The sequence below is a fragment of the Caulobacter sp. 10L414 genome (genome assembly GCF_056395525.1).
The window spans coordinates 1-15,459 of sequence record NZ_JBFTJR010000008.1; the positions used below are offsets into that span (position 1 = coordinate 1).

The 15,459-nt window shown below is 70.1% G+C and carries 8 protein-coding genes and 1 pseudogene; 4 read left to right on the plus strand and 5 right to left on the minus strand.

Going from position 1 to position 15,459, the window contains the following annotated elements; translation table 11 throughout:
* Together AC1DCG_RS04450 and AC1DCG_RS04455 are read left to right on the plus strand one after the other, a co-directional pair.
* Positions 1 to 930: L,D-transpeptidase family protein (locus AC1DCG_RS04450; RefSeq protein WP_477041391.1), on the plus strand; the 930-nt coding region annotated here is incomplete at its 5' end.
* Between the two features lie 490 nt (positions 931 to 1,420).
* Entirely contained in the window at positions 1,421 to 2,878 is a 1,458-nt protein-coding gene (locus AC1DCG_RS04455) for a carotenoid oxygenase family protein (protein WP_477036813.1), read from the plus strand.
* A 174-nt stretch (positions 2,879 to 3,052) separates the two neighbouring features.
* On the opposite strand, the gene AC1DCG_RS04460 is transcribed toward AC1DCG_RS04455, so the two are convergent.
* The gene (locus tag AC1DCG_RS04460; RefSeq protein WP_477027832.1) at positions 3,053 to 3,844 is read right to left on the minus strand and encodes a DUF1295 domain-containing protein; all 792 of its coding nucleotides are present in this window, start codon (positions 3,842 to 3,844) and stop codon (positions 3,053 to 3,055) included.
* Between the two features lies 1 nt (position 3,845).
* Positions 3,846 to 5,066 (minus strand): acetyl-CoA acetyltransferase, encoded by a 1,221-nt coding sequence (locus AC1DCG_RS04465; RefSeq protein ID WP_477027833.1) that lies wholly within the window; start codon positions 5,064 to 5,066, stop codon positions 3,846 to 3,848.
* A 125-nt stretch (positions 5,067 to 5,191) separates the two neighbouring features.
* On the opposite strand from AC1DCG_RS04465, the gene AC1DCG_RS04470 reads away from it, so the two are divergent.
* Positions 5,192 to 6,121 (plus strand): winged helix-turn-helix transcriptional regulator, encoded by a 930-nt coding sequence (locus AC1DCG_RS04470; protein WP_477027834.1) that lies wholly within the window; start codon positions 5,192 to 5,194, stop codon positions 6,119 to 6,121.
* Between the two features lie 29 nt (positions 6,122 to 6,150).
* Here the strand turns inward: AC1DCG_RS04470 and AC1DCG_RS04475 are convergent, their stop codons facing one another.
* The 3 genes from AC1DCG_RS04475 to AC1DCG_RS04485 are packed head-to-tail and all read right to left on the minus strand — an operon-like array spanning position 6,151 to position 11,890.
* The gene (locus tag AC1DCG_RS04475) at positions 6,151 to 9,270 is read right to left on the minus strand and encodes an efflux RND transporter permease subunit (RefSeq protein WP_477027835.1); all 3,120 of its coding nucleotides are present in this window, start codon (positions 9,268 to 9,270) and stop codon (positions 6,151 to 6,153) included.
* Positions 9,270 to 10,334, minus strand: a complete 1,065-nt coding sequence (locus AC1DCG_RS04480) for an efflux RND transporter periplasmic adaptor subunit (RefSeq protein WP_477027836.1) — start codon at positions 10,332 to 10,334, stop codon at positions 9,270 to 9,272. Before AC1DCG_RS04480 ends, AC1DCG_RS04475 begins: the two co-directional genes overlap by 1 nt.
* Before the next feature lie 11 nt (positions 10,335 to 10,345).
* Positions 10,346 to 11,890: an efflux transporter outer membrane subunit gene (locus AC1DCG_RS04485; RefSeq protein ID WP_477027837.1), complete on the minus strand. Its 1,545-nt coding sequence runs from the start codon at positions 11,888 to 11,890 to the stop codon at positions 10,346 to 10,348.
* Positions 11,891 to 12,134: 244 nt separating this feature from the next.
* Between AC1DCG_RS04485 and AC1DCG_RS04490 the strand changes: the two are divergent.
* Positions 12,135 to 15,443 (plus strand): annotated as a pseudogene (locus AC1DCG_RS04490) (TonB-dependent receptor).
* The last annotated feature ends 16 nt before the right edge of the window (positions 15,444 to 15,459 follow it).

Consider the following 15,459-nt stretch of genomic DNA (forward strand, 5'->3'; position numbering starts at 1 on the left):
CCGCTGGCCCAGGCCGTCGAGGCGGCGGGACCCCAGGACGCGCCGCCGGCCGATCCGTCGATGATTGCGCCGTCGCTGGTTCGGGTGCAGGTGCTGCTCGACCGGGCGAGGTTCTCGCCGGGTTCGATCGACGGGGTGACGGGCACGAACCTGCGGCTGGCCATCGAGGCCTTCCAGCAGGCCCGGGGCCTCACCGTCGACGGCCAGGTGACGCCGGACCTGTGGAAGGCGCTGATCGAGGCCGACGGCGGTCCGGTGCTGACCGACTACGTGATCACGGCGCAGGACGTGGCGGGGCCGTTCGTGAAGTCGATCCCCAAGGACGACTACGAGGCGATGGCCAGACTGCCGGCTCTTTCCTACACGAGCCCGCTGGAGGCCCTGGCCGAGCGGTTCCACATGGACGAGGCGCTGCTGCAGGCGCTGAACCCCGGGGCCGACTTCACCAAGGCCGGAACCCGCATCGCGGTGGCCGCCCTGGGCCCGGCCGACCTGCCGGCGCGGGTAACGCGGATCGAGATCGACAAGTCGATCGGCCAGGTGCGGGCCTTCGACGCCCAGGACGTGCTGCAGGCGGTCTATCCGGCCACGGTGGGCAGCACCGAGCGTCCGGCCCCGAGCGGCGAACTGGCGGTCAACACCGTCGCGCCGCGGCCGACCTACACCTACGACCCCTCGCGCCTGACCTTCGGCAAGCCCAAGGGCAAGCTGACCATCAAGGCCGGGCCGAACAACCCGGTGGGCGGCACCTGGATCGACCTGACCAAGGACACCTACGGCATCCACGGCACGCCCGACCCCAAGCTGGTCAACAAGCGCGCCTCTCACGGCTGCGTGCGCCTGACCAACTGGGACGCGGCCCAACTGGGCAAGGCGGTCGAGAAAGGGGCCAAGGTGGTGTTCATGGGCGAGGAGGCGAGGAGCTCATGAACCCCTTCTCCCTGGAGGGAGAAGGCAGCCTGCGAAGCAGGTCGGATGAGGGGTTAGGGACGGTCGACGGCGTGCCGGCACGCCGGTTGGCGGCGTAACCCCTCACCCTCCCAGGCTTCGCCTGGGCCCCTCCCTCTCCCTCTGGGAGAGGGTGTTTCATGCGTTGTTGCGTCGCAGCATGCGGCCTTGATTTGACAACGTTGTCATCTTATATGACCGGCGTCGGGGCGATCCGGTCCCGGCGATGCAAGATGACTGGATTTGCCATGCTGAGCCTCATCGCTCTGGCCGTTTCGGCCTACAAGAACCGCGCCGCCCTGTAATTCGGCTGCGGTCGCTCCGTTTTCGGGGCGCCTCGAGGAAATGGCCCGCGCGCTTCGGCTCGCGGGCCTTTCTTTTGTTTGCGGCGCAGCAATCGTCGTTCGGTGAAGGTGCTTGCATAACGAGACTGACGGTCTAAGCTTCCCCGGGCCAGCCTGGGGAGGACGGCATGAAGATCGCACGCCAACCGCCGGTGAAGACCTCGCTTCGGGTCACCGACCATCCCTACATGACCGGCGCCTGGACGCCGCAGCACGAGGAGCTCGACGCCGAGGACCTGGTGGTGCTGGAGGGGGCGATCCCGCGCGAGCTGGACGGGGTCTATCTGCGCAACACCGAGAACCCGGCGCATGAGCCCCTGGGCCGCTACCATCCGTTCGACGGCGACGGCATGGTCCACCAGATCGAATTCCGGGACGGCCAGGCGCGCTATCGCAACCGCTTCATCCGCACCCGCGGCTTCGAGGCCGAGCAGGAGGCGGGCCAGAGCCTGTGGGGTGGGCTGGCCGACGGGCCGGGCGTGTCGCTGCGGCCCGGCTTCGGCGCGCACGGGGCGCTGAAGGACACCGCCAGCACCGACATCATCGTCCACGCCGGCGAGGCGATCGCCACCTTCTACCAGTGCGGCGAGGCCTATCGGCTGGATCCGCTGACCCTGGAGACGCTGGGGCCGGCTCCGTGGGCGCCGCTGGACGGGGTGTCGGCCCACGCCAAGGTCGACCCGGCGACCGGCGAGCTCTTGTTCTTCAACTACTCCAAGCACGCGCCCTACATGCATTACGGCGTGGTCGACGCCTCGGGGCGGCGGACGGTCTACCAGCCCGTGCCGCTGCCGGGGCCGCGCCTGCCGCACGACATGGCGTTCAGCCAGAACTGGGCGATCCTCAACGACCTGCCGGTGTTCTGGGACGCAGGCCTGCTGGAGCGCGACATCCACGCGGTGCGCCTGCACAAGGGCCTGCCGTCGCGCTTCGCCCTGGTGCCTCGGAAGGGCGGCGAACCGCGCTGGTTCGAGGCCGCGCCGACCTATGTGCTGCACTTCCTCAACGCCTACGAGGAGGGCGACGAGGTGGTGGTCGACGGCTATTTCCAGGAGAACCCGACGCCCCGCCCGCTGGCCGATGCGCCCGAACAATACGCCCACCTGATGGCCTATCTGGACGAACACAGCTTTCGGCCGAAGCTCCATCGCTGGCGGTTCAACCTGGCGACGGGGCAGACGGTCGAGCAGCGGCTGGATGACCGGGTGCTGGAGTTCGGCATGTTCAACCAGGCCTTCGCCGGCAAGCCCTATCGCTATGCCTACTCGACGACGGCCAGGCCCGGCTGGTTCCTGTTCGACGGCTTCGTCAAGCACGACCTGGTCACGGGCGAGAGCTGGAGCCTGAAGCTGCCGCAGGGCCGCTACGCCAGCGAGGCGCCGTTCGCAGGCCGGCCGGGGGCGATCGCCGAGGACGACGGCTGGCTGGTCAGCTTCATCATCGACGAGAACACGGGCGCGTCGGAGTGCCTGGTGGTGGACGCGCGGACGATGGAGACCGCCTGCCGTATCGCGCTGCCGCACAAGATCAGCAGCGGCACGCACAGCGTCTGGGCGGGGCGGTCCGAACTGAAACCGCTCCCATAGGGAGGGCGCTCCTTTGACCCTTCTCCCAGAGGGAGAAGGAGGGGCCCGCGCCGTAGGCGTGGGAGGATGAGGGGTTAGGACGTCGGCCGGCGTGCCGGTGCGATCTCGGGCAAGGCGGCCAGGGTTCCTAACCCCTCACCCTCCCATGGCTTTGCCATGGGCCCCTTCCTCTCCCTATGGGAGAGGGTTGGTTTTCGGAAACCACGGCACGAACCCGGACGTCCGCGCCACATAGGCCGCGTAGTCGGGGCGGGTCTTCTTCAGGCGGCCTTCGGTAGTGGGCACGCCGCTCCAGCGGATCAGGGTGAAGGTCAGAAGGGCCGGGCCGATCATCGACAGCGGCCCCCAGGGCAAGGCCTCGGCGGCGATCAGGAAGAGGCCCCACCAGGTGCAGGCGTCGCCGAAATAGTTGGGGTGGCGGGTGTAGCGCCACAGGCCCTTGTCCATCACCTTGCCGGCGTTGGCTGGATCGGCCTTGAAAGCGACGAGCTGGGCGTCGCCGACGGTCTCGAAGAGGATGCCGAGCACCGCCAGGGCCGCGCCCGCGAAGGCCAGCGGGCCGAGCGGTCCGGGAGCCTGGCCCAGCTGCACCGGCAGGGCGACGACGAACTGCATGGCGTACTGCAGGGAAAAGACCAGCAGCAGCGAGGTCTTGGCGAAGCTCCAGCCGCGTTCCTTCTCGGCATGGGCCAGCATGGCGACGTAGCGGCGGTCAGCGCCGTGCTTGCGCCAGCGCCACAACAGGTAGCCGCCCAGGCGCAAGGCCCAGACGGTGCAGATCGTCGTCAGCAGCATGCCGCGCGGCGTGGGCGGGCCCTGCAGGAAGGCGGTCCAGGCGATCAGCCCCATGCCCAGCCCCCACCAGGCGTCGATGAAGCTGACGTCGCGGATCCGCAAGCTGACCAGCCACAGCGCCAGGAAGGCGGCGGCCGAGACGGCGGCGTCGACCAGCAGGATCTGCAGCATGTCAGGTTCCGATCACCAGGCTGACCGTGGTGGTGGTCGAGCCGCCGATGTTGAGGGTCTGGACGGTGCGGGCGTCGCCCACCTGATAGTCGCCGGCCGTTCCCGTCGTCTGCTTGAAGGCGTCCAGGGCCATGCGCACTCCCGTCGCGCCGACCGGATGACCGGCGCCGATCAGGCCGCCGGACGGATTGATCGGCAGCTTGCCGTCGATGCTGGTGTCGCCGGCCTCGATCACCTTCCAGGCCTGGCCCGGCGCGGTCAGGCCCAGATGGTCGATGGCCATGTACTGGGTGATGGCGAAGCAGTCGTGGGTCTCGATGGCGTGGATGTCCGACAGGTGGGCGATCCCGGCCCGGGCGCGGGCGTCCTCGACGGCGCGGCGCACCTGCGGGAAGACGTGACCGCCCTCACGGCTCGCCGCCAGCTTGCGGTCGAGGGGGATGGGGGCCGAGCGGTGGCCCCAGCCCTTGATGCGCGGCAGGAGCTCCAGCGGGAACCCGCGGGCGTCGGCATAGGCCTTGGCGCGCTCGGGCGAGGCCAGGAACAGCACCGCCGTGCCGTCGGTGACCTGGCCGCAGTCCTGCTTGCGGGTGCGGCCCTCGACCACCGGATTGGCGACGTCGTCGGCGGTGAAGGCCTCGGGGGCGAAGCGCCAGTCGCGGGTCTGGGCGTTGGGGTTGCGGCGGGCGTTGGCGAAGTTCTGTTCCGAGATCGCCATCAGGTGCTCGTAGCGCAGGCCGAAGCGCTGGTCGTAGACCTCGGCCAGATCGGAGAAGGCGGCGGGCCACAGGAAGCGGGCGTCCTGGAACTCGTGGCCGGTCCAGGCGGCGGCGCCCAGGTTGGCGGCGGCCTGCTGGCCGGGGACGTTGCGCATCTGCTCGATGCCGACGACGCAGGACAGGCCGTAGCGGCCGGCCTCGATCTCGGCGGCGGCGGCCAGGATGGCGATGCTGCCCGAGGCGCAGGCGGCTTCGTGGCGCATGGTCGGCAGGCCGTCGAGGTCGGTGTGGACGAGGCCGAAGAAGCCGCCCAGCAGGCCCTGGCCCGCGAACAGCTCGCCGGCGAAGTTGCCGACGTGGCCGGTCTCGATGTCGGAAGGGGCGAGGCCGGTGGCCGCAAGTCCCTGCGCCACCGCCTCGCCAAACGCGTCGGCCAGGCCCCAGCCCTGGCGCGACCAGTTCGCGGAGAAGTCGCTCTGCCATCCCCCCAGGATGTAGACCATGGCTGCCTCCGCGCCGGCGAGATTACCCGTCCCCGCTCTTGTTAGTCTCGTTATAAAAGTTACGGAAGGGCGAGGCAATCGGTCAAGATTGACAGGCGGCCGCGAACGCTCGCACCAAGGGGAAGATGTCGCCCGAAAACCACAGTTTCCGCATGGTGCGCGCCAGTTCGGCGGCGCGGGCGCTGAACCTCATCGGCGATCGCTGGACGCTGCTGGTGCTGTACGCGGCGTTCCGTGGCGTCAGCCGATTCGACGGCTTCGTGGCCCACACGGGCATGGCCCGCTCGCTGCTGACCGACCGGCTGGGCCGGCTGGAAGGCGCGGGGGTCCTGGCGCGCCGGCCCTACCAGGAGCGGCCCGTGCGGCACGGCTATCACCTGACCGCCAAGGGGCTGGACCTGTTCGATGCGGCGCTGATGATCCTGCGCTGGGACCAGAAGCGCAGCGCTACATCCAGCGATCCGGCCCATCGCGTCATGCACCGCACCTGCGGCTGCGAGCTGTTGGCGCAGCTGGCCTGCAAGGCCTGCGGGCAGGCGGTGACCGCGCGCAACACGACCGTCGCGCCGGGACCGGGGGCGGGGCTGGATCCTGCGCCGGGACCCAGGGCCCAGCGGCGTTCGATCGTCGAGAGCGAGGGCGGGATCCCGCCGGTGGCCGAACGGGCCATCGCCGTGCTGGGCGACCGCTGGACCTCGCATCTGGTCGCCGCCAGCTTTTACGGCCTGCGCCGGTTCGCCGACCTGCAGTCCGAACTGGGCGCGGCCAGCAACATCCTGTCGGACCGGCTGGCGCGGCTGGTGAGCCTGGGGGTGCTGGACCGCGTGCGCTACCAGGAGCGGCCCGAGCGCTGGGAGTACCGGCTGACCGACGAGGGGCGGGAGCTGTTCCCGCTGATCGTGGCGCTGATGGCCTGGGGCGACCGCTGGCTGGCCGGGCCGGAAGGGCCGCCGGAGGTGCTGACCCACACGCCGTGCGGCCAGCGGCTGGAAGCGGAGGTGCGCTGCGCGGCCTGCGGCGGAGTGGTCGGCCCGGAGACGACGGTGTTGGCCTGAAGGAACCTCCCCCACAGGGGGAGGTTCGATTACAGCCGATCGACCGGCGAGGCCGCAGCCCCCGGGGCTTCGCGCGGGGTGGTCAGGCGCGAGAGCTTGGGGGTGATCCAGCGCTCGAAGTCGTCGATGACCTCGTAGACCACCGGCACCAGCACCAGCGACAGGATGGTCGAGGTGATCAGGCCGCCGATCACGGCCACGGCCATGGGCTGGCGGAACTCAGAGCCTTGGCCCAGGCCCAGGGCGGTGGGCAGCATGCCGGCCATCATGGCCAGGGTGGTCATGACGATCGGGCGGGCGCGTTCGTGGCAGGCGTCGATCAGGGCCTCGCGCTGGGTCATGCCGGCGCGCTCCTGCTCGATGGCGTACTCGACCAGCAGGATCGAGTTCTTGGCCGCCAGGCCCATCAGCATCAGGAAGCCGATCAGCGACGGCATCGACAGCGGCTGACCGCAGACCACCAGGGCCACCAGGGCGCCGCTGATGGCCAGCGGCAGGGCTGAGATGATGGTGATCGGCTTGAAGAAGCTGCGGAACAGCAGGACCAGCACGCCGAACACCAGGCCGATCGCCGACAGGATGGCGACGGCGAAGCCGCTGAACAGCTCGGAGAACGCCTCCTGGTCGCCGGCCGAGGCCGGGGTGACGCCGGCGGGCATCTGCTTCATCGACGGCAGTTCGTTGATCTCGGCCAGGGCCTGGCCCAGCTGGGCGCCGCCGTTGAGGTCGCCCTCGATGGTCAGCTGCCGCTTGCGGCCGAAGCGGTCGATCTTGGCCGGACCGGCCTGGAAGTCGATGTCGGCGACGCTGTCGAGGCGGGTGACGCCGCCGCTGGCGGTGGGCACCTGCAGGGCGCCGATCGCCGCCAGGTCCGAGCGCGCGCCGTCGGGCAGGCGGATGCGGATCGGGATGCGGCGCTCGCCCTGGGTCATCTTGGCGACGTTGGCGTCAATGTCGCCCACCGTGGCCACGCGGGCGATGGCGGCGATGTCGGCGACGCTGACGCCCAGGCGGGCGGCCTCGTCGGCGCGCGGCCGGATGACGATCTCCGGGCCGCTGGGCGGCGAGGAGGGGCGGGGATCGGCCACGGTCTTCAGCGAACGCATCTCGCGCTCGATCTGCAGGGCCGCCTTGTCGAGAGCCTCGCCATCCTCGGAGGTGAGGATGTTCTGGATGTCGGCCGAGCCCCAGTCGCTCTGCAGGTTGACCCGGGCGTCGGGAATGTCGCGCAGGCCGGCGCGGATCTCCTGCTTAATCTCGGTCACGGTCAGCTTGCGGTCGCCCTTGAGGACGACGGTGACGGTGCCGTCGCGGACGTCGGCGCCGCTCTGGCCGCCGAAGCCGCTGGCGATGTTGGAGCCGACCTGGACGAAGACGTGCTCAGTCTCGGGGCGGGCCTTGAACATCCTGGTCACGGCCTGGACGGTGCGGTCCATGTCGGTGACGGTCGCGCCGGGCGGGCCCTGCAGCTTGATGTAGTAGTAGTTGGCGTTGCCGGGCGGCTGGAAGCCGACGGCCAGCACGCCGATCGAGGCCAGGAAGCCGGCGCCGACCAGCGAGCCGACGGTCAGGGCGCCGCCGAGGATGAAGCTGATGATCCGGTGGTCCAGGGCCCAGTCGAGGCTCTTGCGATAGAAGCCCTCGAACGGCTTGCGCGGGTGCGGGTCCTTCGACGGCTTGAGGAAGTAGGCGGCCAGCAGCGGGGTCAGCAGGCGGGCCACGACCAGCGAGAACAGCACCGAGACCGCGACGGTCAGGCCGAACTCCTTGAAGAACTGGCCGGGGATGCCGGGCATGTACGACACCGGCACGAACACCGCGACGATGGTGAAGGTGGTGGCCACGACCGCCAGGCCGATGGCGTCGGCGCCTTCCATGGCGGCCTGGTAGGGCCGCTCGCCCTTGGAGACCCGTTTCTCGATATTCTCGATCTCGACGATGGCGTCGTCGACCAGGATGCCGATGACCAGGGTCAGGGCCAGCAGGGTGACGACGTTCAGCGAGAAGCCGACCATGGCCATGAAGGCGAAGGTCGGGATCAGCGACACCGGCATGGCGATGGCGGTGATCAGGGTGGCGCGCCATTCGCGCAGGAACAGGAACACCACCAGCGAGGCCAGCAGCATGCCTTCCAGCAGGGTGTGCTCGGTGGCCTTGAAGCTGGCGCGGGTCTCGTCGACGGTGGAGTAGATCTTGGTGAAGGCGACGCCCTTGGTCTTGGCCTCAAGCGCCAGGACGGCGGCCTTCACGCGGTCCTCGACCTGCACGTCGCTGGACTCGCGGGTCTTCATCACCTGGAAGGCCACGACCGGCTTGCCGTCGAGGCGGGCGAAGCCGCGCTCCTCGCCGGCGCCCTGGCCGACATCGGCCACGTCGGTCAGCTTCACGTAGCGCGAGCCGACGGGGATGGTGATCTGCTTGAGCTGGTCGAGCGTGTTGGCCGCGCCCAGCACCCGCAGGGTCTGCTCGCGGCCGCCGACCGTGGCCCGGCCGCCGGGCGCGTCGAGGCTGAAATTGGCCAGGGCCTGGTTCAGCTGCGGCGCCGTCACCCCGAAGGCGGCCATGCGGGCCGGGTCGATGATGACGTTGATCTCGCGCTCGGCGCCGCCGACGCGGGCCACCTGGGCCACGCCCTTTTCGCCCTGCAGGGCGCGGGTGACGGTGTCGTCGACGAACCACGACAGTTCGGCCGTGCTCATCGCCGGGGCCGAGACGGCGTAGGTGATGATCGGGGCGCTGTCGATCTCGAGCCGCTGGACGATCGGCTCGTCGATCTCCTTGGGCAGGCTGGCGCGGGCCTGGTCGACCTTGGAGCGCACCTCGTCGGTGACCTTCTGCAGGTCTTCGCCGAGCTCGAATTCGATGGTGGTGGTCGAGGCGCCCTGGGTGACGGACGAGCGGATGGTCTTGATGTTGGAGATGCCCGAGACCGCGTCCTCGATGGGGCGGGTGACCTGGGTCTCCAGCTCGCCGGGCGCCGCGCCGCTCTGGGTGACCGAGACGGTCACGGCCGGGAAGGTGACGTTCGGGAACTGCTTGACCGGCAGCGACAGATAGGCCCCGACGCCGGCGATGATCAGGGCGATGAACAGGACCGCGACGGGGATCGGGTTCCTGATCGACCAGGCTGAGATGCGAAGCTCGGACATCAGTTGGCGGCCTTCTGGGCGGCCTGGACGGGCTGGGGCTTCACCAGGTCGCCGTCGCCGGCGAAGGCGGCCGAGCCGATGATCACGCGCGTGCCGGCGGGCGGACCCTGGACCAGTTCGACCCAGCCGCCGCCGCGGCGGCCGGTGCGCACGGGAACCTGCTTGGCGCGGTTGTTCGCATCGACGGTGACCACCGACAGGCCCGAGGCGTCGTAGCGGATGGCGCTTTCCGGCACTGCGGTGACCGCGGCGCCCGAGGCGCCGAAGGTCGCCTTGCCGAAGCCGCCGGCCCGCAGGTCCTCGCGCACCGGCAGGCGAATGCGGACCTTGCCGAGGCGGGTATCGGCGTTGACGCGCGGGCTGACCAGGCGGATGGCGCCGGAGACCTGGTGGCCGCCGGGCAGGGTGACGGTGGCCGGCTGGCCCACCGACAGGCCGGCCAGGTCCTGCTCGTTGACGTCGGCTTCCAGCTCGACGAGGCCGTCGCGGACGATGCGGAACCACGGCGTCGTGCCGCCGCCGGAGATCTCGCCCGGCTTGACGCCGCGCTCGATGACCCGGCCGCCGACCGGGGCGACGATGGTCATGCGGCTCTGGCGGGTCTTCAGCTCGTTCAGCGAGGCGGCCTGGGCCTTGGCGGTGTAGCGGCGGCTCTCGATCTGTTCCTGGCTCAGCACGCCCTGGCCGTCGAGGCCGGAGACGCGGGCGGCCTCGGCCTGGGCCTGGGCGGCGACGGCGGCCTGCTGGTCGATCTGGGCGCGCAGCAGGGTGGCGTCCAGCTGCACCAGCGGCTGGCCGGCGCGGACGTAGTCGCCCTCGTCGGCGTAGATGCGGGCGACGCGATAGCCCGACAGTTCCGAGCCGACCACGGCCTCGTCACGGGCCAGCAGCACGCCGGAGGCCTCGATGCCGCCGCCCAGCGGGCGGGTCTCGATCTGGCCGACGCTGACGGCGCGGGCCTGGCTGGCTGGGGCGGCCTTTTCCTTGTCCTTGCCGCCGCACGCGGTCAGGGCCAGGGCGGACGCGGTCAGCAGGGCGAGCGCGCGGGCGGAAGTCATCGTCATGGCTTGGGTTCTCATCGCGAGGCGCGTTCGGAAGCGGTTTCGGCGGGCTGGCTGGCGGCCCGTGGAGGCAGGGGCGCGGGCGTGTCCGGAGACCAGCCGCCGCCCAGCGCCTTGTAGGTCTGCACCGCGCGCAGCAGGGCCTGGGTCTGGGCGCCGGTCAGGGCGGTGCGGGCGGTGCGCCAGCTCTGCTCGTTCTGCAGGTTGGTGGTCTGGTCGGTGAGGCCGGCGGCGTAGCCCTTGCGGCTGGCGGCGTAGGCGTTGGCCGCGCGGGCCTCGCCGGCCTTCAGCAGGGTGACGCGGCGCTGGTCGGACGCCAGCTGGGCCATGGCGTTCTCGGCCTCGCCATAGGCGGTCTGCACCGACTTCTCGTAGGCGACGGCGGCCTGTTCGGTGCGGGCGTCCTGGGCGTCGATCTCGGCCAGCAACTGGGGGATGTTGAGCAGCGGGATCGAGACGTTGCCGCCCAGCGTCCAGGTTCCGGTGGTGGTCGAGACCGTGCCGCCCCCGGCGCCGCCCTGGCCGAAGTTGAAGGCGGGCGAGACGCTCTTGGCCCAGCCGACGCCGGGCGTCAGGGTGAAGGTCGGGAACAGGGCCTTCTGGTTGACCTTGAGGTTGCCGGCCGCCGAGGCCAGGCGCGCCTGGGCCTCGCGCACGTCGGGACGGCGGGCCAGCAGCTCGCCGGGCACGGCCGCGGGGATCGCCGGCGGCTGCGCCAGGGCGGCGTCGACGGTGAGGCTGGCCAGCGGGTCGATCCCGCGCCCGACCAGGATCAGCAGGCTGCGGCGGGCGGCCTGCAGCTGGCCTTCGAGGTCGGCCGCCTGCGCTTCCGACTGGGCGAGGGTGGCGGCGGCGCTGTCGGCCTCCGATCCCGCCGACAGACCGCGGCGGGCCTTTTCGGCGGCGAGGTCCAGCAGGCCCTGGCTTATGCGGGCGCTCTGGCGGGCGTCTTCCAGCTGCACGGCCAGGCCCTTGGCCTCGAAATACGACTGGGCGACGTTGGCGGCCAGCGCGGCGCGGGCGCCCTCATAGGCGAAGCGGGCGGCGGCCAGGTCGTTATTGACCACCTGCAGGCCGGCCTTGCGGCGGCCCAGATAATCGAGCTCCCACGAGACGTCGAAGCCGGCGCTGTAGTTGTCGGTGTCGCCGCCCAGCGTGAAGCCCTGGCCGCTCTGGTCGAGGATGTCGGTGTGCTGGCGGCTGGCCGCGCCCTTGATCTGGCCCGACGGGATGAACAGCTGGCGGATCTGGCCCTTGCGGACGGCGCGGGCCTCTTCCAGCACGGCCGCGGCGCTGCGGGCGTCGGGGCTCTTCTCCAGCGCCGTGGCGATCAGGCCGTTCAGCTGCGGATCGTTGAACTGCGTCCACCACTGGTCGAGGGCGGCGGCGGGCAGGGGCGCTCCGGCCGGGGCCTCGAAGGCGGCGGGCAGGCGGGTGTCGGGCGTGCGGGGCGCGGTGGCGTTGCAGCCGGCCAGGGCCAGGGCGGCAAGGCCCGCGCCGCCGAGCGCGATCAGGCGCGCGGCCGGGCGTCGGCGATCGGCGGTCGCGTCGAAACTCATCAAGAACCTACCCCACTTCCGGACGACCGCCCCATAACGGACGAACTGGACCGTCGTTCGCTCAATTAGGGCGACTACCCACAAGAAAAAAGCCCGTCTCGCCAAGACGTAAGCGGATTCTCCCATGGTTGCGGTCACTACGTAGGACGGCCGCCTCTTTGCTCGCACGGCGACCACCCAAATTTGTCAGCAGCCTGGCAGTCAGACGCGACGGTTTTTCGATCCTGGTCGAGGGGCGCTTTCATTGCCGCGCGGCTACGGGCGGTTGACGTTTTCGAAAAACATACTCAATCATCGAAACATTCGTTCGACTCTTGCCGGCGAGGCGGCTCGCCCAGAGGTCGAGCAGTTGAAAAGCTTTGCGTACAAAGTATCCGGCGAGAGGGGGATCCCAAGGTTGTCGGCATTCATGTTCGCATCTTCCAAATTCGAAAAGCGTGACCATGGCGCGGCGGGCGGCCGTGCGGCGTCGTCGCGCGCGGAGGATTTCGCCGAGACCTGAGAGAGATCCGTCCTCGCCCAAGCGCTCCGAAAAAGAAGAGACAGACCGGGAGAGGGAAGAATGACTAGGAAGACCTATCTGCGCGCGGGCTCGGCCTGCGCGCTGGCGGCGGCGCTCGCCGCGACGGCGGGGGCGGCCAGCGCTCAGGAAAGCACGCAGGTCGAGGAGGTGGTGGTCACCGGCTCCTTCATCCGCGGCACGCCCGAGGACGCGGCCCTGCCGGTCGACGTGATCGGGGCCGAGGAACTGCAGAAGCGCGGCTCGCCCTCGACGGTGGAGCTGATCAAGTCGCTGTCGGTGTCGAGCGGGGTGCTGGGCGACACCAACCAGTTCGACAGCCGGGCCCAGGGCTCGGAGGGCTCGGGCTCGGTGAACCTGCGGGGGCTGGGCTCGCAGCGCACCCTGGTGCTGCTGAACGGCCGGCGGCTGGCGATCAACCCGCTGGCCTCGGCCGGGGCCGGCATCGTCGACACCAACATCATTCCCGCCGCCGCCATCGGCCGGCTGGAGGTGCTGAAGGACGGGGCGGCGGCGACCTACGGCTCCGACGCCATCGCCGGCGTGGTCAACTTCATCACCAAGAAGAACGTCGACGGGCTGGAGGTCGGGGCTGACTACCGCGCCATCGACGGCTCGGACGGCGACTACGGCCTGAACCTGACCTACGGCAAGCGGTGGGATCATGGCGACATGCTGGTCAGCGTGGGCTGGCAGCATCGCTCCAAGCTCAGCGTGGCCGAACGCGACTGGGCCAACCAGCCCTACCTGTCCAATCCCGAGGCGGGGTGGTCGGCGGCGGGCAGCCCGTCGAGCTTCATCCCCGTGGCCAGCACCACCAGCGGCATGCGCGATCCGGCGTGCGCGGGGCTGGGCGGCTATCCCGGCTTCAGCGGCCTGACGCCGGTCTGCTACTGGCACTACACGCCGTTCGACAACCTGGTGGAAAAGTCCAACGCCGTGCAGGTCTACGGCGAGATCAACGCTCAACTGAACGAGACCACCAAGTTCCACGTCGAGGCGCTGTACGCCCATACCGACGTGCCCGACTGGAACACCTCGCCGTCCTATGCGGCGCTGGCCGTGCCGACCGCCGAGGTGGCGCCGATCCCGCAGCTGGCCGGGCGCTATTTCGTGCCGGCGACCAATCCGGGCCTGGCCGCCTTCATCGCCGGGAACCCGACGGTCGTGCTGACCAACCTGGGCACCGGGGCCCAGACCACCGTGCCCGGCGCGATCTTCGCCGGCGGCGCGCTGAACGTCGCCAACCGGCCGTTCGGCATCGGCGGCAACCCGGCCTTCGGCTACGGCCCGTCGATCGGCTCGCGCTCGTTCGACGCCTATCGCGTCTCGGCCGACCTGAAGGGCGAGTTCGGCAACGGCATCGGCTGGGAGGCGGCGGTGACCTACTCGCAGGAGGTGGGCATCCGCACGGGCTACGACACGCTGGTCAACCGCTACGCCCTGGCGCTGCGCGGACTGGGCGGGCCCAATTGCGACACCAACCCTTCGACCCCCGGCATCCAGGGCACGCCCGGCGTCGGCGGCTGCATGTACTTCAACCCGTTCGCAAGCGCCCTGCCCAGCAACGCCATCACCGGCGTGGCCAATCCCGGCTACGTGTCCACCCTGGCCAACAGCAAGGAGCTGACCGACTGGTTCTTCCAGAAGCTGTCGACCAAGCAGACCTCGCGACTGTTCGTGGCCGAGGCGGTGCTGAACGGCAAGACGGCCATCACCCTGCCGGGCGGCGACATCGCCTGGGCGGCCGGGGTGCAGTACCGCCGCAGCTATTTCACCGCGACCTACAACGACATCTCCAACGCCCTGATCAATCCGTGCGTCAACACGCCCGACTTCGGGGTGACCACCTGCACCGGCTCGGCGCGGAACGGGCCGTTCATGTTCCTGGGCGTGGGCACGCCGTCCGACAATCAGAGCGACGTCGTGGCCGGCTTCGGCGAGCTCAGCCTGCCGATCACCGAAACGGTGCAGGCCCAACTGGCGGCGCGCTACGAGGACTATGGCGGGGCGGTGGGCTCGACCTTCAATCCCAAGGCCTCGGTCCGCTGGCAGGCCCTGCCGTGGATGGCGGTGCGGGCCTCGGCCGGCTCGACCTTCCGCGGGCCGCCCGATCCCCTGACCACCACGACCTCGGTGACCTCGCTGCAGGGCATTCTGGGCGTCTTCCGGGCGGTCGACATCTTCGGCAATCCGAACCTGAAACCCGAGAAGGCCAACACCTACAACGTGGGCCTGCTGTTCAAGGCCGGCGCCTTCAAGGCCAGCGTCGACTACTTCCGGTTCGACTTCAAAAACCCGATCGTGGCCGAGCCGGTGGCCGGCATCACCAACGCGATCTATCCGAACGGGGTGGCCGGGGCCAACAACTGCGCCGACCCGGCCTATGCGGCCCTGGTGGCGCGCTTCACCTTCAACGGCGCCTGCGGCTCGCCGGCCAACATCGCGCGGCTGAAGACCTTCTACATCAACGGCGCGCCGGTGGAGAACTCGGGCTTCGACTTCTCGGCCGACTACACCTTCACCGGCGTGCTGGGCGGCGACCTGGCCGTCGGCGGCACGGCCACCTGGGTGCAGAAGTACGAGGTCGGCGCGACCACGGTCGAGGGCGTGGTGGTCGAGAAGGCCTTCGATGCGGTGGGCCTGCTGAACTACCAGACCACCGTCGTGCCGATCCCCGAATGGAAGGGCGACGTGTTCGCCGAGTGGAGCCGGGGCGTCCACAACCTGCGCCTGACCGTGCACTACATCGGCAAGTACGACGACCAGCGCACCGCGCCGTTCGCGACCGGGGCCTACAAGGACACCACGGGCGCGGCCGTGACGGTGTCGAAGGGCAAGACCATCGACGCCCAGGTGCTGACCGACCTGGCCTATCGCGTGCAGCTGCCGCGCGAGACGACGGCGACGGTGGCGATCACCAACCTGTTCGACCAGGACCCGTCCTACGCCCGGCTCGACCTGGGCTACGACCCGTTCACCGGCGACCCGCTGGGCCGGACCTACAAGTTCAGCCTGCGCAAGAAGTTCTAGGTTTCCCCGCCTCGGG